Below are 20,346 nucleotides of genomic sequence, written 5' to 3' on the forward strand. Positions count from 1 at the left end.
GGTTTAGACATAAGCAACTTCCATAGACATCTATGGAGGTTGTTTTTTTTAATTGTTTCCGCATCATGTTTAGTGGTACTGTTATGTGTATGGACGCTACTGGGGGGCTGTATGTTTAATAACGTTAGAGATCTTCTATTCAATTTATTTATTGTGTTTCTACCTGTTATTATCTACCCATATATCATGAAGACAGATCGTGAAAATGGTTATACTCGGATGATAATTGCCATTGTATTTAGTTTCACACTCGTGGTCACAATGACGTTTCCTGTTGTATTTAATGGTCTTACCTTTGATTTACGTGCTGTTGCGCTAAGTATTGGCTCCTTATATGGAGGTGTTTATGTCTCACTTTTTTTGTATGCGGTTGTTCTTGTCTATCGCTTTATACTAGGCAGTCCCAACCAGATGGCATATATCATCGCTTTTTTACCTACTTTTTTGGTGATTATCTGGTTTGTAATCAAGTTCCAGGGATTATCATTGATTCAAAAAATGATCTCATCCATTCTTGTTTATGCTAGTATTCGTCTTATAAGTTTAACTATCTATAGTTATCTCATAGGCAATATGTCTTCTTTATTTAATACGAATTATCCGATTTTTTACGGCGTGATTATTGTCCAATGCTCTATTTCCGGTTTATTTGTGTATGTACTCGAGACTTTCAAGAGAAATACCCGATTGCGCGAAGAAATCATAAGAAGCGAGAAGATGAAGATCGTCAGTGATATAGCGGCATCTGTTGCGCACGAGGTAAGAAACCCCTTAACTTCTGTCAGAGGGTTCATTCAACTGATGGGGAAAGATGATCTTACGATATCCAATAGACAATATTATCAAAAAATTTGTCTGGAGGAATTGGATCGTGCGGAGCACATCATTTCCGACTATTTAACCTTCGCGAAGCCTGAACCGGAAAAAATAGAAGTAATCGAGATGAAGAATGAGATCGATTATGTTGCTAACGTCCTTACTTCCTATGCCAATTATCAAAATGTACAGATCATCAAACAAATCGAACAAGAGGAGCTTCTTATTCTTGGTGATAAAAATAAATTACGGCAAGCGCTAATTAATATCGGGAAAAATAGTATTGAGGCCATGCCTGAGGGTGGAAATTTGACATTTACAGCCCATTCGATAAACGGACATGTTGTCATTTCAGTTGGAGATACTGGCATTGGTATGACCAAAGAGCAAATGAATCGGCTTGGAACTCCTTATTATTCGACCAAAGATAAAGGGACGGGCCTTGGCACAATGGTTTCGTTTAGTATTATTAGAAAAATGCAAGGTAAGATAGAGGTCAAGAGTGAATTGGCCAAAGGTACCACGTATATGATCACAATTGCTCGATTGAATGTCTCTAAATAACTAGTGCAGCTCAGCTATCTAGCCGACTTTCTAGCAGCTGCGGGAGTCATACCCAGAACTCTTTTGAACATGGCATGAAAATGAGGTAAGCTCTCGAAGCCGCACATTTCTGCGATGATGTTAATGTTGAGGTCGTTTTCGCTAAGCAGCTGCTTCGCTCGGATAATTCGTTTGGTCATGATATATGTGGTAATATTCATCCCAATTAACTGCTTAAATACACGGCTGAAATGGGCAGGTGTGACAGAGGCTTGCTTCGAAAGCGTCTTAAGGCCGATGTCCTCACAGAAATGCTGATCGATATAGAGCAAAATTTCCCTCATCCACATCGGGGGAGCAATGGAATCCCCAGTACTAGGCTTCGTGCCGGAACCCAGATCACGATTCATAAAAAGCAGGAGTTGAAGAAGCTGCAGCAAGATAGCTTGCCGGTGACCCAAATTCGGATGTTTGAATTCATATTGAATGGATTCCAACCATGAATCTAGGTGTTGGTGTTGTGAGAGTAGAGTTTCAAACTTGTAATTGTGATGTGCTGCGGCTTGCTCGAAGCAATGCAAATATGAGAAAGAGTCACCTAAGTTAGGAGCCTGTACAATGCTGGGGCTGAAATAAATCGCTGTCGACGTTACAGGCGTCTCTTTATCCGGAGTTGCCCGGTGAATCGTATTGCCAGGGATGAGGAAGAGATCACCTTGTTTCATTTCATAAAACGTGTGATCGATAAAGAAGGTTCCTTTTCCTCGATACACATACACAATTTCATACCAATCGTGGAAATGATCAGGAAGCTCGCTTTGCGAGCTTTTTGTGTTTTTATAGGCAAATGAAAACGGGAAGGCGTCGTTCGCTTCGAACACTTTACGTACAGGATGCATGAGATCCCTCCTTCAAGTTAATACGTAATGCCATGATATCAAAAAACCGTATAAAGATGCGAGATATCGTTATTTCATATGATTTATTTGGTGATACAATAGAAGAAAGCGGTACCAAATATATGGGTAATGAAGAGGAGAATCTCTATGCGGATCGATGCACACCAGCATTATTGGAAGATGGATCGGGGTGACTATGGGTGGCTTACACCGGAGCTGTCGGTATTGTATCGTGATTTCCTGCCGAACGACTTATTACCCCACCTGCACCAGCACAACTTGGATCAAACTATTGTGGTTCAAGCGGCGCCGACATTAGAAGAAACGGATTATCTATTATCCCTCAGCGAGGAATCAGATACAATTGCCGGTGTAGTAGGTTGGCTCAATCTGAATGATCCTGACTTTCATATTCACTATAAACGATTTAGCCAGCATCCTAAATATGTAGGCTTTAGAGTCATGATTCAAGAAATGCCGGATGCGAGTGTCATACTTGAGCCTCATTTTGTTGAAGCGGTCCGTTATTTTGCCGAAAAAGATGTACCCGTTGATCTGCTTGTCGTATCTCATCAATTGGAACCGGTGGTTCAGCTTTTGAGTCTGGTTCCAGGTTTACGCGCAGTTATTGATCATATGGCTAAGCCTCGAATTGCGGATGGTGTTATTGAGCCTTGGAAAAGCCAAATGACGGCTATTGCGAAACATCCAAATATATATTGTAAGCTATCCGGTATGGTGACAGAAGCCAATCATACGGAATGGAAGTGTGAGGATTTTACTGCTTATATCCAGCATGTGCTAGAGGTATTTGGAACGGAGCGTGTTTTATTCGGCAGTGACTGGCCGGTTTGTTTGCTCGCAGCAGAGTACGATGACGTTGTAGATGTGCTTACTCAAGCATTGCCAGGAAATTGGTCAGAAGCAGATAAAGCCCGCTTATTCGGACTAAATGCAAAGGAATTTTATAAATTATGAAGTATCGTAAATTAGGCAAAACCGGACTTGACGTCTCTGTGCTGAGCTTTGGTGCATCCTCACTAGGATCTGTATTCCGTGAAACGAATGAAGAAGAAAGCATCCGAACCGTTCATACCGCGATTGATATGGGCATTAATCTGATTGATGTGTCTCCTTTTTATGGGTTAACCAAAGCAGAGACAGTACTAGGTAAAGCGATAGCCCAATTGGAGCGGGATCGTTTCATCCTGACGACGAAGGCAGGGCGGTACGGAGCAGAAGAGTTTGATTTCTCGAAGCAGCGAATTCTGGAAAGTGTCGATGAGAGCTTAAAGCGTCTTCAAACGGATTATATCGATATTTTATATTTACACGATATTGAGTTTGCACCATTTAACGAGATTCTGGAAGGCGCCTTTCCTGCGCTGGATGAATTGAAACAATCAGGCAAGATTCGTTATTTTGGGGTATCCGGTTTACCGTTATCTATATTTGAAAAGGCATTGGCTCACAAAGAACTGGATTCCGTCTTGTCCTACTGTCACTATAGTTTGAACGATACTTCCTTGCTGGATCTAGTTCCAGTTCTGGAACAGCATAGGGTCGGTTTGGTGAATGCATCGCCGCTGTCGATGGGGCTTCTGAGCACTAGACCAGCTGCGGAATGGCATCCCGCCTCAGGCGAAATTCAGCGACTATGTAAACAGGCTGCTGAACACTGTGCAAGTAAGGGAACTGACATTGCCAAGTTGGCTGTGCAGTATGCAACAGCGAACGAACGCATCCCTACGACACTAGTCAGCACAGCGAACCCTGACAACATTCGCAATAATATTGCGTGGACAGATGAACCAATCGACATGGAGCTGCTTCATGAGGTGCTGGAGATTCTGACCCCCATACACAATAAGTCTTGGATTAGTGGAAGACCCGAATATAACGAAAAAACCTATGTGTAATAGGACAGGGGGAAACTAGGAATGAGAGCAATCGTATGTGAGCAGATCGAGAAGTTTAAGCTAGTAGAAGTACAGGAGCCTAGTCTAAGTGCAGGGGAAGCTATTGTTCGCATCAAAAGGATAGGCATTTGCGGGACGGATTTGCACGCGTATAAAGGGAATCAACCGTTTTTTAGCTATCCGCGTGTTCTCGGGCATGAGCTGGCGGGTTATATTGAACAGATCGGTGAGGGTGTAACAGGACTGCAAATCGGTGATCAAGTAAGCATCGTCCCTTATATGCACTGCGGGACTTGTATTGCTTGCCGGAACGGCAAGACAAACTGCTGTACAGATATGAAGGTGCTTGGCGTACATATCGACGGGGGTATGAGAGAGCTGATCTCCTTACCAGTCAGCCATCTCATCAAAACCGATGGGCTGACGCTGGACCAAGCAGCTATGTTAGAGCCGCTTAGCATCGGAGCTCACGCAGTGAGAAGATCCGAACTTCGCGCTGGTGAAAACGTGCTCGTGATTGGTGCCGGTCCAATCGGACTCGGCGTTATGATTCTGGCTAGGCAGCGCGGAGCAAACGTCATTGCGATGGACATTAACGATGAGCGGTTGGCCTTTTGCCGTGATTGGGCAGGCATCGACCATACGATTAATGCCTTGCAGCAGCCGATGGAGCAGCTAGCCGCGCTCACGAACGGCGAATATCCTACTGTCGTCTTCGATGCGACAGGGAACGCTAGGTCGATGACAGAGTCGTTCGGACTTGTCGCACATGGCGGCAAACTCGTATATGTCGGACTTGTTAAGGCCGATATCACCTTCCATGATCCCGACTTTCATAAACGGGAGCTGACCTTAATGAGCAGCCGCAATGCGACCATGGAGGATTTCGACACCGTACGTGCCGCCATGCAAGACGGCATCATCGACATCGAGCGCTACATCACGCACCGTGCGACATTCGAGGACATGATTGATCAGTTCGAGACTTGGCTGAAGCCAGAGTCGAAGGTCATCAAAGCGATCGTTAGTTTGTGAATTTGAAAAAGGTGTGCTCAGTGTGGCTGAGCGCGTCTTTTTTGCGTTCCGATGGGGTTTCAACGCTAGCCCCCAGCTTGTAGCTCCTAGCCTCCCGCTCTCCTAGGGAGGTCCATCTAGTTCTGGAGCGCCGAAAAGGCGCTTAACGTTGTAGGTTTGTAGGTTTTGCGCATGACTCCAAGTTATTCTCAACTCGGCTCAACTTCCCGGGCTTTCCAGCTCTGCAACGAAAGCAGAGGCTGCTGTCGATAGCGGCATATTTTTCAAAGTGATAATACCAATCTTAGTCGACGGAATGGTAGCGTCAATATTCACCTCAAACAAGCTTCCGTCTGCCAGCTCCTTCGCTACAAATTCTTTGGTTACGAAGGAAACGCCAAAGCCGATCTTTGCAAATTCAATGAGCAAATCCACGCTGCCGAGCTCAATTTCCGGTTCCAACAGCAAGCCATTTTCACTGAAAAGTCGGGTGACGAATTTCCGTGATGAGCTATTACTCGAAAATAAGATGATCGGGTAGGTTAACAGCTTAGCAAGGGAGACTTTTCCCAATGACAGCTCTCGGTATTTTGGCCCCGTTACGAAGCAATCTTGAATGGTAATGCCTTCTCGCACCTGCAATTGATCATCTAGAATAGGCGTCCTGACAATTCCAATATCAATCTTGCCTTCCTTCAGATGCTTCACAATTTCCGGTGTTGTTCCGTGTACTAAGTTAATCTGCACATGCGGATACTGAACGTGGAATGATTCCAAGAAAGGGAGCAGATAGTGTTTGCACAAGGAGTCACTGCCGCCAATTTTGATTTCTCCGCTAGAGAAATTACGAAGTTCACTTAATTTTTCTTCTGCGAGTGAAATGAAATTGTACGCCTGTTCGATGTAGGAAAATAGCACAGCACCTTCCTTGGTAAGCTCGACGCCTTTGGACGTTCTGGCAAACAGCTGCAGCCCCAGAGTATCCTCCAACAATTTGATCGAGTGAGAGACGCTGGGCTGGGTAATGTACAGTTCTTTTGCTGCTTTAGATAAGCTGCCAGATTTGGCAGTCAGATAAAATACTTTATAAAGCTCAAAATTCACCATATAGACACCTTCTATAGCGAGTATCGAAACTATCAATTATTTGAATGCTTCATCTATCCTTATAATAAAGAGTAGATGGAATTAATACAACTAAATTGATGGAGGCGAATCTCTTTTGAATCAAACAACTGTTGGCATTGAAGAGTTAAGCATCAATACAATTAGAACGCTTACAATCGATGCAGTCGAGAAAGCGGCTATGGGTCATCCTGGTATGCCGATGGGTGCGGCGCCTATGGCGTATGCACTTTGGACACGGCACTTGAAGCACAATCCGACGAATCCCAAATGGGTTGATCGTGATCGATTTGTTCTATCCGCAGGACACGGTTCGATGCTTCTTTACAGCCTACTGCACCTAAGTGGTTATGATGTAACCCTTGACGACATCAAGGAATTCCGTCAATGGGGAAGCCGCACACCAGGGCATCCCGAGTATGGTCATACGGCAGGTGTTGAAGCGACAACGGGACCACTGGGTCAAGGAGTTGCAATGGCTGTCGGAATGGCAATGGCCGAAGCTCATCAGGCTTCTGTCTACAATAAACCGAACTTCCCAATTGTTGATCACTTCACATATGCCATTTGCGGAGATGGCGATTTAATGGAAGGTGTTTCCTCTGAAGCTGCTTCATTGGCAGGTCATTTGAAATTGGGCAAGCTAATCGTGCTATACGATTCAAATGATATTTCGCTTGATGGCGAGTTGAACATGTCGTTCTCTGAAAATATCCGGACGCGTATTGAATCCTATGGTTGGCAATACTTACGTGTGGAAGAGCAAAACAACGTCGAGGCGATTTCCGCCGCGATCGAAGAAGGCAAGGCGGACCTGGGTCGTCCAACCCTGATTGAGATCAAAACAACGATCGGCTTCGGCAGTCCGAACAAAGCCGGCAAAGGCGGCCACGGCGGCACGCACGGTTCGCCGCTCGGCAAAGAAGAGCTGCTGCTGACGAAGCAAGCTCTGGGTTGGCCGCTTGAGCCGGACTTCTACGTCCCGGCCGAGGTCTACAAGCACTTCGCCCAGCACAAAGAACTGGGCTCACAAGCCCAAACCAGCTGGGAGCAGCTGTGGAACAGCTACCAGGCTGCGCACCCCGAGCTCGCTCAGCAATTCGAGCTCGCTAACAGCGGCGACCTTCCAGCAGACTGGAACGCCGATGTGCCGCGCTTTACCCCAGAGAGCGGTGCTATATCGACGCGCACAGCTTCTGGCAAAGTGATTAACGGCTTGGCGAAGCGGGTACCTCAACTAGTAGGCGGCTCCGCCGACCTAGCGAGCTCCAACTTCACCATGATTAACGACGCCGCGGCATTCAGTGCCGCCGATTACAGCGGCCGCAACTTCTGGTTCGGCGTCCGCGAGTTCGCCATGGGCGCAGCACTGAACGGCATGCTGCTGCACGGCGGACTGCGTGCTTTCGGCGGAACGTTCCTCGTGTTCAGCGACTATTTGCGCGGCGCGATTCGCTTGTCCGCGCTTATGAAGCTCCCTGTTGCGTACGTGTTCACGCATGACAGCATCGCTGTCGGCGAAGACGGCCCTACGCATCAGCCGATCGAACAGATCCCATCCCTGCGGATGATTCCAGATCTGACCCTGTTCCGTCCTGCGGACGCTAACGAGACTGCAGCGGCTTGGGAGTATGTCCTCCAAGCGAAGGAAGGCCCGTTCGTATTCGCGCTTTCGCGTCAGAATTTGCCGGTGCTTCCGGGAACGGATCAGCTTGCTTATGCTCATATTCATCAAGGAGCTTATATTTTATCCGATGTTGACGCATCAGCGACACCTGATATTCAACTCATCGCAACAGGCTCGGAAGTGAGCTTAGCACTTGACGTGAAGAAGCAGTTGGCGCAAGATGGTATTGGGGCTCGTGTTATTTCCATGCCAAGCCGTGAATTGTTCGAGCAGCAGCCTGAAGAGGTGCGCAATGTCATCCTTTTACCACAAGTAAAAGCAAATGTTGTCATTGAGATGGCCTATCCTGCTGGATGGGAAGAGATTACGGGAGGCGATGGCTTCGTTGTTGGTATCCGTAAATTTGGTGCATCAGCGAAGGCAGATCGAGTAATTCGTGAATACGGCTTTACAGCAGATGCAATCGTTCAACAAATCAGACAGAAGTATTTCCAATAAGAGCCCACAAAAGGGAGAAAAGGTAGGGATACAGGATGAAATTGTTTATCGACACAGCCAATGTAGACGAAATTCGCAAAGCTCACGCGTTAGGTGTTGTAGCAGGAGTAACAACCAACCCTTCATTGATTGCTAAAGAAGGTAGAGACTTCTTCGAAACAGTGAAAGAAATTATCTCCATTGTAGGCGATGTTCCGATTAGTGCAGAAGTCGTTTCACTGAAAGCAGACGAAATGGTTGAGCAGGGCAAGAAGCTTGCTTTGCTAAGCCCAAATGTTGTTATTAAGCTTCCAATGACATTGGATGGACTTCAAGCGACTAGCGTATTCCGCTCACTGGGCATCCCAACGAACGTAACCTTGATCTTCAGCTCGACGCAAGCTTTACTTGCTGCACGCGCAGGAGCAACTTACGTGTCTCCATTTATCGGACGTTTGGATGATATCAACCAAGTGGGTATGAATCTAATTAAAGAAATCAGCCAAATTTTCCAAGTACATGGTATCAAATCCGAAATCATCTCTGCCAGCGTTCGTCACTCCGCTCACGTGATTGAAGCGGCGCTTGCAGGGTCACATATCGCTACAGTGCCTTACAAAGTTATCGAGTCCATGAGCAAGCACCCGCTGACAGACGCGGGGATCGAGAAGTTTTTGGCAGATTGGGAAGGCGCTAACCAAGAAAAGTTTTAAACTTTAGTAATAAAGCAGCCAAGTAAGGTTCACACTGTTCGGGGATAATTCACCGTCAATGGTGTGAACGTTTTTTCAAATGTGTCACATTATCATGTCATTTTTTAACTGATTAGCTTAGCTTCGTGTTTGGTATGACGCCAATTAGGCAACAAAGGTTAAAAAGGAGGAATTTGTGATGCCGTTGATTCAAGTTATAGGAAAAGGTGAATTCGAAGTTGAAGAAGGGAAAAAGCTCGTTTTGTCCCTGATGGACCAAGGGGTAGACATCTTGCATCGCTGTGGGGGTAACGCCAGATGTGCAACCTGCCGTGTTGAAATCATTGAGGGGGATGCTGGCCCCATGAATGAGGTAGAGACTGCGATCCGAGAGACCAAAGGAATCACAGAAGACAATATCCGCTTATCCTGTCAAATTCATGTACATGCGGAGCTCACGGTTAAACCGTTAATGACTGCATCTGAAACAGGTATGGATCCTGGCCCTCGTCCTGCTGAGTAATCCAATCCATGTTTTCACATTTCTTCTCGATTCTTATAATTTTATTCAAGTGAACCAAAAGGAGTCATGTATCAAATGATTATTAGCGACGTGAAGCATTTTGAACAAGAACGCCATCTGTGGCCCCCAGCGGTTGGGCGAGGTATCGATTACATTTTGAATCGCAACTTAGGTGAAGCGGAAGCGGGCAGATATGACCTAGAAGGTGATAACGGCCATCTGATGTTCGCCAATGTGCAGGAGGTCATGACCCGACCATCTGAGGAGCAAATGCCTGAATCCCATGTGATATACACGGATATTCAGTTTCTAGTCAGCGGCGAGGAAAAGCTTTGTTTCTACAAGCTGCATCCAGACGCCAAAGTGGTCGATAATAAGTTCGACTCGCATGATATCGCCTTTTATGAATCGGACTCTTCACAGCAAGAAACGGGAATTATTCTGAAACCCGGCATGTTTGCGGTGTGCTTTCCTTCCGATATCCATCGTCCGAACTGCTCTATTACGGAGGAGACGACGAACAAGAAGATTGTTATTAAAATACATAAAGATCTCTTGCAGCTTTAGTCCCGTCTCAACCATTGAACCTTCCAAGTCATCACATGGCTTCGGAAGGTTTTCAATTTTGACATGATAATCTGCCTAATCTCTTCGGTAGTCCATTGTTATGAAACTGTATTATAATTAAAAGTACGACAAATTTCTCACGCCGAGTGGTGATGACGATGCTCCAATACTTCATGAAGAAGACGAACAATATTCGCATTAAAAATAAGATTATTCTCGCGTTCATTTTGGTGGTTGTCATTCCCGTACTGATCGTGGGTGTGTTCCTGACGAACGCCTTTCGGCAATCGGTGCTTAGTGATGCGATTGGACAGACATCCAATAACGTGGAGAAAATTAACAAGCGTGCATCCGACATTCTCCGGATACCGATTGAGATATCGAACAAACTGATGATTGATCCACGGTTGGAACGTGTTATTAACACGCAATATCAATCTATTTATGAAGTTGTAAGCGCTTATAAAGAGTTCCAGGATTTTACTGATTTTGTAAAGCTGTATAAAGAGGTCTACAATATCCGGTTCTACACAACGAATCCAACAACGCTAAACAACTGGAATTTCATACAGCCTTCCCCCGTGGTTTTGGAGTCTTTTTGGTACCAGGAAGCAATGAGCAAAAAAACAGAGAAGATCAGCTGGTACTTTATCGAGGATGAAACGAAAAATAATCGAAAAGTGCTTAGTTTGGTTAAAAGAATTTATTTCCCTAATTATCGAACCAGTGGTGTGTTGGTAATTGATGTTAATCCTGACGAAATGAATGCGATCGTTAGTCAAGAGCTTTTTGATACGATGATTTTGGATGGCAAAGGTAATATCGTGGCTGCCAAGAACACGGAATGGGTAGGCAAAAACTTAAGCGAATTGGATTTCGCCAAAGATTTTCTCAATAAGCCGGAAGGCACATACCAGACGCGGTTCAAAGAAAGAGATTCTAAAGTTCTCATCAATGACCTCATCCCGACGTTAAGTGATAAGGGCTTACGAATAGTATCCGTATTCACAGTAGAGAGTATCGTTGGCAAAGCCAACAAGATCAGTTATATGGGTTTATACATTACGTTAGCGAGTTTACTCATTGCCTTCGTACTTATTTATTTCTTTTCCAACATGCTGACATCCAGAATGCTTCAGTTGAACAAACAGATCAATAAAGTGGCGCTAGGAGATCTGCATGTTTCTTCGGAAATTGATGGGTACGATGAGGTTGGCATGCTCGCAAGGCAGTTCAATAACATGGTCCGAAGCATTCGGGAGTTGATGAGCGAGATCCATGAGTCTAACCGAATGAACCATCAGTTAGAACTGCGGCAAAAAGAGATTAAGTTGAAGATGATGGCGAGTCAAATTAATCCGCATTTTCTGTTTAACGCGCTGGAATCGATTCGCATGAAAGCCCACCTGAAAGGCGAAGCAGAAATTTCCGACATCGTTCGAACACTGGGCAAGCTAATGCGCAAAAAGCTTGAAATCATGGGGAGTCTGATTCCACTCAAGGATGAGCTTGACATGATTCGTTGTTATTTAGATATACAGCAGTTCCGGTTTGGAGATCGGTTGACGTATGAAATTCATTTAGATCAGGGAGTTAGCAACATTATGATTACCCCTCTGATCGTACAACCACTTGTTGAAAACGCGGTCATTCATGGTTTGGAATGTATGGAAGATAACGGAATTTTGAAGGTTCATGCAACGATTGAAGGTCAACATTTGCGTATAGAAGTGATCGATAATGGGGTTGGTTTCAGCGAGTCTAGACTGAGGGAGATTAAGGAGTCGATGAACGACACCCAGGACAAACAAGAGCATCGCATTGGCATGCGTAATGTACACCAAAGGCTTAAATTAATGTATGGCGACACCTATGGCGTGACGATTATTTCCCATGAGGGCATGGGGTCGCACATTTACTTTTCGATACCGATTCAGGGGTGAGATCATGTACAAAGTATTAATTGTTGACGATGAACCTATGATTCGCGCGGGTCTGCAGACATTAATCGATTGGGAGCATTATGGCTTCCAGGTTGTAGGCGATGCGATGAACGGCCGAGAAGCAATGAGCAAGTACGCAGAGTTGGAGCCGCATTTAATTATTATTGACATTCGCATGCCGGTGATGGATGGGCTACAGGTCATTGAGGAAATTCGCAAAACGGATGCTTCGTGCCGGTTTCTTATCCTCACTGGATATGCGGATTTCGATTACGCGAAGAGAGCGATTGTCGGACAGGTGGATGGTTATGTGCTTAAGCCTGTGGACGAGGAAGAGATTGTGAATGAATTAATGCGCATTTATAAATATCTTCAGAAGCAAGAGGAGTTATCCAATTTAGGTGTAATAAGTGAGGCGCAGCGTAGAGAGGAATGCATACAAGCTTTACTAGCAGCGGATGTTGATCAGCGGTCCATTCCTCATGATGTTGAAACTCTAATTGGAGCTTCAGCGGGAGGGTATCAAATACTGCTGCTCCAGCTTGCCCAGTCACAAAGGGCTGATCTGCGTATCTACGCCGTGATCCAACAGCGTTTAACCGTTTTGTTTGAGACTAATAAGCATAGAGGTATTGTCTTTGCAGCGAATTCCTATGTCGGTGTTCTCTTAACGGAGCCGATTGTGGATGAAGGAGCAAGGAGTCGTGTTTACTGTGAGATTAAGGCAGCTCTGCCTGATCATATCTTCCACGGTGCCATAGGTCGTGTAGTTAAGCAGAATAAAGAAATTAGCACTTCCTTCGGAGAAGCAGCGAACTTGCTAACGAGCCATTTTCTCTTTGGTGATGAGCTTATTGCCAAGCATGATATCATTCGATCAAGTGAGCAATCGGCCACCTTAGATATCGTCTCCTTAGCTGAGAAGCTTTACTACTCGATGGATATGGGGAATAAAGAAAGCTTGGTGCACTGGCTCCAACTTGCAGGAACAGAGTTCATCGCCTATGATAGCAGCGAACATGGCCTAAAAACGAACTATGCACAGCTGATCTCAATGGTATTGAACAAACTAGCTGGACAGAATGATAAAACGTATACAATCGTGCAGAATGCTATGTCCATCATTTCGCAAATCTACGAGCAACCGAACTTGACTGCCATCCAAAATCGTATCCGTCAGCAGTTGTGTGACTTGACGAACCAGATTAGCGTCTTTAGTAATGAACCGTTGTTAAAGCAGGTTATGGATTTCGTCGAGCGGCATTATGCTGAGAATTTGAAATTGGATACGTTAGCGGAGTTGTTTAATTATACAAGCGGATACCTAGGTAAAATCTTTAAAAACTATACCGGCGCACACTTTCACACCTACCTGGATCAAATCCGCATTCAAAAAGCGATTGAGCTGCTGGGCGAAGGGCACAAGGTGCATCAGGTCGCTACGCGTGTTGGATACGCTAACGTAGACTATTTTCACAGCAAGTTTAAGAAATATGTAGGCGAATCGCCTTCCTCGTATAAAGGGAAGAAGAATTGAACAGATTGCCTTCCTTTCTAGCCTGAGAGCTGGATAGGAAGGCAATCTCTTTTATTTCTTCCCAGTGAAACCAACCATCTAAAAGCGCTGTTTTGACATGATTTGAAGCTGAATTTGGGTGGTTTTTTGAATGGGAATGATCCAGTATGATAGAAATATAAGACAAACGGAGGGATACTATGAAAACGCTATCTACGGAGACGACCATCCCCCTTACGGATCGGAAGAAGTCTTCGAAGTTTTGGAAAACGATGGTTCAACAGCGTTATCTCTATATGATGTCGATCCCTTTTGTCATCTACGTGATCATCTTTAATTATGTGCCTGTGTGGGGTTGGCTAATGGCATTCCAGAAATTCAAGCCTGGGAAGTCGATTCTGCAGCAGCAATGGGTCGGATTCGATAACTTCAAACAATTGTTCATGGATGAGCGGTTTTACAACGCATTAAAGAATACGCTGGGTATGAGTATCATGGGGCTTGTCGTTGGTTTTACAATACCTGTCGTGTTTGCCATTCTGATGAATGAGCTCAAGGGGCAATTGTTCAAACGTTCCATTCAAACCATTTCCTATTTGCCTCACTTCGTATCTTGGGTTGTTGTAGCCAGCTTGGTGACCAAGATGCTTTCTATTGACGGAGGCGCCGTTAATGAACTGCTTTTGAAGTTTCATATTATTGATCAACCCGTGCAATTTATGGCTAAAGGGACTTGGTTTTGGGGGATTGTAACAGCTTCCGATATGTGGAAAGAAACCGGGTGGAACTCGATTATTTTCCTTGCCGCCATGGCGGGTATAGATCAGGAGCAGTATGAAGCAGCTACCGTGGATGGAGCGGGTCGATTTCGTCGCATTTGGCACATTACGTTGCCAGGTATTCGTACCACATTCATGGTTGTATTCATTTTGTCGATTGGCAATTTGATCAGCATTGGTTTTGAAAAGCAGTTTCAGCTGCAAAACTCGCTCGTTTTCGACTATGCGGAAGTGCTGGAATTGTATGCGCTTAAATACGGGATTCAATTAGGACGATTTTCGTTTGGAACCGCGGTTGGTATTTTTAGTTCAGTAGTTAGTATTGTTCTTGTCATAACAGCCAATACCATCTATAAAAAAGTTACTAAAGAAACTATTATCTAGATCTTATGCTTAAGATGGAAATTGTTCTAAAGCAACCAATTGGAGGTGGGAGCATGCAGGCATTACTCAGGAGAAGCTTTTTCGATATTGTTTTCGATCTGTTTCTCTATATGGTTATGATTTTAGCAGCAATTGCTACCTTATATCCTTTCTTGAATGTATTAGCTATATCTCTTAATGATTCTGTCGATACGGTGAGGGGCGGTATACACATTTGGCCTCGCGCTTTCACCTTGCAAAACTATCAGTCTATCTTTCGTTTTCCAGGTCTAATCAAAGGCTTCGAAAACTCCGTGCTGCGCACAGTAATCGGTTCCATTCTAGGTGTAGGTAGTGCATCGATGGTCGCTTTTGTTTTGTCACGTAGAGATTTCCAAGCTCGTAAACCGGTTTCCATGTTGTTTGCACTTACACTCTATTTTTCAGGCGGCTTGATTCCTAGCTATATGTTGATGCGTGATCTGCACATGATTAATACGTTCTGGGTCTATATCATCCCTGGTATCCTCGGAGTTTGGAACGTATTCATCATTCGATCTTATATGGATGGGCTGCCTTATGCTTTGCAAGAATCGGCAAAAATCGATGGAGCTAATGATTTCACGATTTATTGGAAGGTTATATTGCCGCTCTGTCAGCCTGTACTAGCAACGATTGCTTTGTTCATTGCGGTAGGACATTGGAACTCTTGGTTCGATACATTCCTATATAACAGCTCGAATGAAAAGTTGACCACCCTGCAGTATGAGTTAATGAAAGTACTTCAGAGTACACAAAGCGGCAACGAATCACACGATCCCAATGTTATGCAAAATGTGGCGAAGGTTTCACCTGAGTCCATTAAAATGGCGATAACAATGGTTGTCTCCGTACCCATTTTACTTGTCTATCCATTTTTACAAAAATATTTTGTTAAAGGGATTACGCTTGGTGCTGTAAAGAGTTAAAAGGTTGTGGTAATAACAGGGTTTCCTGTGATTCAATAGTTTGTTCATATAAAGGGAGGACAACAAACCATGAGAAAGAAAGCCGCGACAATAACAGCAGTCTTGCTTACTGCAGCTATCGTAACCGTGACGGGCTGCTCCAAAGACGCTTCAGATCTTGCATCTTCAGCACCAGGCAGTACGAAGGCAGCTGATTCAAATGAATTGGCACCGATAACTTTTTCTATGTTTAGCGCTGATCCGAATGCAGACTGGGACGATATGCAATCCGGAGTTGGCAAGAAAATTAAAGAAAAGACCGGAGTAACGCTTAAACAAGAATTCCCGGTAGGTGCTGCAGATCAAAAAATTGCTCTAATGGCTTCCAGCGGTGAATACCCTGATCTGATAAGTGGGAAAGGTGATGTGCAAAAGCTAATCGATGCCGGTGCTATGGTGGATCTTGCGCCTCTAATTGACAAATACGGTCCGAACATCAAAAAAGTGTATGGCGATTATTTTAAAAGGCTCCGTTACAGCAATGATAATCACGCTATTTATGTGCTTCCATCCGCAGGAGTGAACCAAAAGTATTTTGATGCTGGAGGTGGATTTGAACTTCAGCATCAGGTTTTAAAAGAGCTTGGTTATCCGAAAATCAAGACCGTGCAGGATTATGAGAACGCTTTAAAAGCCTACAAAGAAAAGCATCCAACCATTGATGGAAAACCAACAGTCGGACTATCTTTGCTAGCAGACGACTGGCGTATTCTGATCTCTGTGACGAACCCGGCGGTCATCACAACAGGAACTACAGATGACGGCGAATTCAATATCGATCAAAATACGTATGAAGCCAAGTACCATTTCCTGCGTCCTGAAGAAAAAGAGTATTTCAAATGGCTTAACCATATGAACAGTATCGGACTGCTCGATCCGGAAAGCTTTGTGCAAAAATACGATCAATATAAAGCGAAAATAGCCAGCGGACGTGTGCTTGGTCTGATTGACCAAAATTGGGAGTACGGCGACGGCGAAAACGTCTTAAAGAAAGACGGAAAGTTGGATCAAACCTATGCGCATTTCCCAGTAACTTTGAATGAGAATATAAAAGATCACTCCTTCCAGGATACAGGTTATTTAGCAGGCTGGGGAATCGGTATTACAACGAAAGCGAAAGATCCCGTTCGTGCGATCAAGTTTCTGGATTGGTTGGCGTCGGATGAAGGCCAAGTATTGGTTAACTGGGGCATTGAAGGCGTCGACTACAAGGTGGAAAATGGCAAGCGTGTACTTACACCTGAAGCGCAGGACAAAAAAACCAACAACCCGAGCGGCTATAAGAAAGAAAACGGAATCGGAAACTACTTCCTGTCCGCACGCTATGGTGATGGAGTTAAAGATCCTACCGGCAACTACTATACGACTAGTTTCCCTGAACAAATCCAAAAGAATTACACAAAAGCAGACCTTGAAACATTGAAAGCTTATAATGTTACAACTTATAAAGATCTGTGGCCAAAAGATGGAGAATTCCCAGTTAGAAAGTACGGCGCTGCTTGGGGAATTTCGATGCCAACAGGCTCCGATATACAAGTCACATTCCAAAAATCCGAAGATATTATGAAAAAACGGATCCCAGAGGCGATTCTTGCGAAGCCGGAAGACTTTGATAAAGTATGGGATGCTTTCATGGCAGACCTGGAGAAAGTCGGCGTGAAGAAAATGGGTGAACAATTCACACAGTTGGTGAAAGACAGAGTGAAGCTCTGGAACGAATAGATTTTCGTGAGAAAAAAAGTCTGCCTAAGCCCTAAACTGGCTCGGCAGACTTTTTTCTAGCCCCTACTCGTAAGCATCCTTGCCTGCTTCCATTTACCAAAGCGATAATAAAGTAAGTTCAACGCAGCCGCTACACTGAAGCTAACCGGAAAGCTCCACCAGATCACATCAAATCCATATTTGTTCGCCAACACAGTAGCAAGCGGAATTCGAACAAGCAGCAGGGCAATAAAGGCAACAATAAGCGGGAACACAACAGCCCCTGCAGAACGAACTACGCCGGCAACGACGTTAAATACGCCAAAAATAATAAACGACCATAGCGTTATATTATTAATATGTACCCCAATTGCGATCGCTTTGCCCTCAGAAGGAAGGAAGAAACTGACGACCTCACGGTTGAACAAATGAAGAAGAACGACAATAAGTCCCGTCATCATGATGTTAACCCCAACACCGGTCCACGTAATTCGATTCACCCGATCCCATTTCCCAGCACCAATGTTCTGCGCGGCCATGGAAGTCACAGCTCCGCCAATCGCCATTGCGGGCATTTGCACATAGCTGGATATTTGCATCGCAACGCCGAAGGCAGCGGTCGATTCAGAACCATAGGAGTTCACGAGATGGATGAGAATTAAGTTGCTTAGGGAAACCACGACCATATTTAATCCCATCGGCAGTCCTTTTTGAATCAGAGTCCGAATGATCATCCAATTAATGCGAAGCAGGGGAATATCCTTTTTCGTAATCCGCAGAAAATACTTTTTCTGATACAAATACACAGTCAACAGCACGAAGCTGATTAGCTGTGCCACAAAGGTAGCGACAGCCGAGCCGGCTATCCCCATTTTCGGAAAAGGCCCCATGCCTTGAATGAGCAATGGATTAAGCATAATGTCCAAAACGGCAGACAATAACAGGAAATAGAAAGGAGTCTTGGCGTCGCCTGAACCCCGTAATATGGCCATAATGAGATTAAAGCCGAACATAAATGGAACACCAGCGAAAATGATTCGCGTGTACGTAACGGCAAGATCCTTAACATCCGCAGGTGTATTCATCCACCCCAGAATGGTATGGGAGAAAAGCAGCCCGAATAAGGCAACGACGATGGAAAGAATGAGGAAAAAGACGGCGCTGGTGCCGACAACTTTTTTAGCTTCTTCTACCTTTTGTCCGCCGAGATTTTGACCAATCATAATAACGGCGGCCATTGCAATGCCGAAAATAGAGCTAATTAAGAAGAACATGATAATGTTGGCATTGGACGTCGCCGCAAGCCCACCTTCACCGAGGTACTTGCCAATCCATATGGCATTAATAGAACCATTAAGTGTCTGGAGCACATTACCTAACAGAATCGGTAACGAAAATAAGATCAACGTCTTGGCAATCGGGCCTTCCGTCAAAGACGGGCGCGGCTTCTTAGTGGTTTTCTCGCTCATGGGAAATCTCCTTGTTATTCATTCAGATACAAGCATTTAAAGTTCTTCATTCATTATACCTTCTTCCATCTCATTCCAAAAATAATTGCATATTTTACTAATGAGCCCTCTATCAATTGGACACAAACTATTTTTTTTAGTAGAGTAGAGGATAAGTCTGGTTGACATATAGATTGTGGGCTTATATAGGTGGGGGGGAATTCAGATGCTTCGTCTTGGTGAAAAAATAATAGTAATTGCCGATAGTTTAGAACAGAATCTGCCTATAGGCGGATATGGATATATTATTGCTTACGACCGGAATAACGATAACATTTTCGACTACGTCGTTCGCGTCCCCAAGGATAATAAACACTATTACGTACCTGCGTCAGATATCGAGCTTGAAGAAGTTCTTCTCCATCAGCAGGCGGATCAAGTCGAGAGAGAAGCGTTAATTGATTTCGCTCTAGCAACGAAGAATGAAGAGCTGTTTCGTAAAATTATGAATGGTGAGCCAAGTGGACAACAGGAAGTAGAACGAGACAAAGATGTTCAATCAACCGAAGATTTCATTAAACAAATCGGCCTGAAGGCCTGGATTTAATACATGTTTCATCAAACACCAAAACCCGCCTAGTGCTCACTAGTGCGGGTTTTGTTTTATTAGTGTGATTATGTATACAAAAGAAGCTGCTTGAGAATCATGGTTTTTGGGTTGCTAAAATCATGAAATGGTGGTACATTAATATCCGAACATAAAACTATTTTAGTATTCTAGTTCTGAGGTGCGCAAATGGATGCCAAAAAATTGTTAATTATGGAATCGGCGAAGAAATCTTTTTCACTTTTTGGGTACAAAGGTACAACGATGGATCAAATCGCCAAAATAGCCGGTGTCGGTAAAGCGACGATCTATACGTTTTTCGCGAATAAGGAAGAGCTATTGCATGAAATTGTACAGTCGTTAATTGCCGAAATGAAGGCAGTCGCCGATAAAGCTATTGCAGAGGGAGCAACACCCTTCGAGAAAATTCATAGTGCGATTTATGGGGTTCTCGTTTTTCGCAAAGAGCATGAGCTGCTCATCCAATTGGCTCACGAGGTTCAACAATTTGGCAGTCCGGTAACGATCGAAGCGATGGCCAGTATCGAAACAGAAGTGATTCAGTTCATGAGTGAACATATGGAACGCGCGATACATAACGGCACGATGAAGAACTGTGACCCGAAAATGACAGCTTTCATTTTATTCAAGCTGTATGTCGCTTTAGTTTTTGATTGGGAGAAGCAGAAGCAGAATACGCCATTAACCGACGAGCGGATTATGAGCACACTGCAGTTGTATTTTGATAACTTTCTGATTCAGTAATTTTTTTTATTTTTA

18 protein-coding genes are annotated in these 20,346 nt (G+C 44.4%); 15 read left to right on the plus strand and 3 right to left on the minus strand.

The window, feature by feature from the left end; translation table 11 throughout:
• Positions 1-111: 111 nt before the first annotated feature.
• Positions 112-1,380 carry an ATP-binding protein gene (locus tag AC58UU_RS36715; protein WP_497322369.1) on the plus strand — a complete coding sequence of 423 codons (1,269 nt, stop codon included), beginning with the start codon at positions 112-114 and terminating at the stop codon, positions 1,378-1,380.
• A 14-nt stretch (positions 1,381-1,394) separates the two neighbouring features.
• On the opposite strand, the gene AC58UU_RS36720 is transcribed toward AC58UU_RS36715, so the two are convergent.
• Positions 1,395-2,258, minus strand: coding sequence for an AraC family ligand binding domain-containing protein (locus tag AC58UU_RS36720; RefSeq protein WP_497322370.1), 864 nt, complete (start codon positions 2,256-2,258; stop codon positions 1,395-1,397).
• A gap of 147 nt (positions 2,259-2,405) precedes the next feature.
• Between AC58UU_RS36720 and AC58UU_RS36725 the strand changes: the two genes are divergently transcribed.
• From AC58UU_RS36725 to AC58UU_RS36735, 3 genes are read left to right on the plus strand one after another with little or no spacing between them, the layout of a single operon-like run.
• Positions 2,406-3,236: an amidohydrolase family protein gene (locus tag AC58UU_RS36725; RefSeq protein ID WP_497322371.1), complete on the plus strand. Its 831-nt coding sequence runs from the start codon at positions 2,406-2,408 to the stop codon at positions 3,234-3,236.
• A complete protein-coding gene (locus AC58UU_RS36730) occupies positions 3,233-4,177 on the plus strand; it encodes an aldo/keto reductase (protein ID WP_497322372.1) in 945 nt (314 codons plus the stop codon). Before AC58UU_RS36725 ends, AC58UU_RS36730 begins: the two co-directional genes overlap by 4 nt.
• 21 nt (positions 4,178-4,198) lie before the next feature.
• A complete protein-coding gene (locus AC58UU_RS36735; RefSeq protein ID WP_497322373.1) occupies positions 4,199-5,212 on the plus strand; it encodes a zinc-binding alcohol dehydrogenase family protein in 1,014 nt (337 codons plus the stop codon).
• 198 nt (positions 5,213-5,410) lie between these two features.
• Here the strand turns inward: AC58UU_RS36735 and AC58UU_RS36740 are convergent, their stop codons facing one another.
• Positions 5,411-6,298 (minus strand): LysR family transcriptional regulator, encoded by an 888-nt coding sequence (locus AC58UU_RS36740; protein ID WP_497322374.1) that lies wholly within the window; start codon positions 6,296-6,298, stop codon positions 5,411-5,413.
• Between the two features lie 115 nt (positions 6,299-6,413).
• Here AC58UU_RS36740 and tkt point away from each other — a divergent pair, with 115 nt between their 5' ends.
• The 9 genes from tkt to AC58UU_RS36785 all read left to right on the plus strand — a co-directional run bounded on the left by tkt (position 6,414) and on the right by AC58UU_RS36785 (position 17,532).
• Complete coding sequence (gene tkt, locus AC58UU_RS36745) at positions 6,414-8,441, plus strand: transketolase (protein WP_497322375.1); 2,028 nt, start codon at positions 6,414-6,416, stop codon at positions 8,439-8,441.
• Between the two features lie 35 nt (positions 8,442-8,476).
• Positions 8,477-9,133, plus strand: coding sequence for a fructose-6-phosphate aldolase (gene fsa / locus AC58UU_RS36750; protein WP_497322376.1), 657 nt, complete (start codon positions 8,477-8,479; stop codon positions 9,131-9,133).
• A gap of 178 nt (positions 9,134-9,311) precedes the next feature.
• Positions 9,312-9,635: a 2Fe-2S iron-sulfur cluster-binding protein gene (locus AC58UU_RS36755; RefSeq protein ID WP_497322377.1), complete on the plus strand. Its 324-nt coding sequence runs from the start codon at positions 9,312-9,314 to the stop codon at positions 9,633-9,635.
• A gap of 75 nt (positions 9,636-9,710) precedes the next feature.
• A complete protein-coding gene (locus AC58UU_RS36760) occupies positions 9,711-10,202 on the plus strand; it encodes a NanQ anomerase/TabA/YiaL family protein (protein WP_497322378.1) in 492 nt (163 codons plus the stop codon).
• Positions 10,203-10,375: 173 nt separating this feature from the next.
• Positions 10,376-12,145, plus strand: coding sequence for a sensor histidine kinase (locus AC58UU_RS36765; RefSeq protein ID WP_497322379.1), 1,770 nt, complete (start codon positions 10,376-10,378; stop codon positions 12,143-12,145).
• Between the two features lie 4 nt (positions 12,146-12,149).
• Entirely contained in the window at positions 12,150-13,682 is a 1,533-nt protein-coding gene (locus tag AC58UU_RS36770) for a response regulator (protein WP_497322380.1), read from the plus strand.
• A gap of 179 nt (positions 13,683-13,861) precedes the next feature.
• Positions 13,862-14,824 (plus strand): ABC transporter permease, encoded by a 963-nt coding sequence (locus tag AC58UU_RS36775; protein ID WP_497322381.1) that lies wholly within the window; start codon positions 13,862-13,864, stop codon positions 14,822-14,824.
• Between the two features lie 53 nt (positions 14,825-14,877).
• Positions 14,878-15,771, plus strand: coding sequence for a carbohydrate ABC transporter permease (locus AC58UU_RS36780; protein WP_497322382.1), 894 nt, complete (start codon positions 14,878-14,880; stop codon positions 15,769-15,771).
• Positions 15,772-15,840: 69 nt separating this feature from the next.
• Complete coding sequence (locus tag AC58UU_RS36785) at positions 15,841-17,532, plus strand: ABC transporter substrate-binding protein (RefSeq protein WP_497322383.1); 1,692 nt, start codon at positions 15,841-15,843, stop codon at positions 17,530-17,532.
• 56 nt (positions 17,533-17,588) lie between these two features.
• On the opposite strand, the gene AC58UU_RS36790 is transcribed toward AC58UU_RS36785, so the two are convergent.
• Positions 17,589-18,980 carry an MATE family efflux transporter gene (locus AC58UU_RS36790; protein ID WP_497322384.1) on the minus strand — a complete coding sequence of 464 codons (1,392 nt, stop codon included), beginning with the start codon at positions 18,978-18,980 and terminating at the stop codon, positions 17,589-17,591.
• A gap of 205 nt (positions 18,981-19,185) precedes the next feature.
• On the opposite strand from AC58UU_RS36790, the gene AC58UU_RS36795 reads away from it, so the two are divergent.
• Both AC58UU_RS36795 and AC58UU_RS36800 read left to right on the plus strand, forming a co-directional pair.
• On the plus strand, positions 19,186-19,566 hold the full coding sequence (locus tag AC58UU_RS36795) for an ATPase (RefSeq protein WP_171693625.1): 381 nt from the start codon (positions 19,186-19,188) through the stop codon (positions 19,564-19,566).
• Between the two features lie 189 nt (positions 19,567-19,755).
• The gene (locus AC58UU_RS36800) at positions 19,756-20,331 is read left to right on the plus strand and encodes a TetR/AcrR family transcriptional regulator (protein ID WP_497322385.1); all 576 of its coding nucleotides are present in this window, start codon (positions 19,756-19,758) and stop codon (positions 20,329-20,331) included.
• The last annotated feature ends 15 nt before the right edge of the window (positions 20,332-20,346 follow it).

It is taken from the genome of Paenibacillus sp. JT22N1, assembly GCF_059692155.1.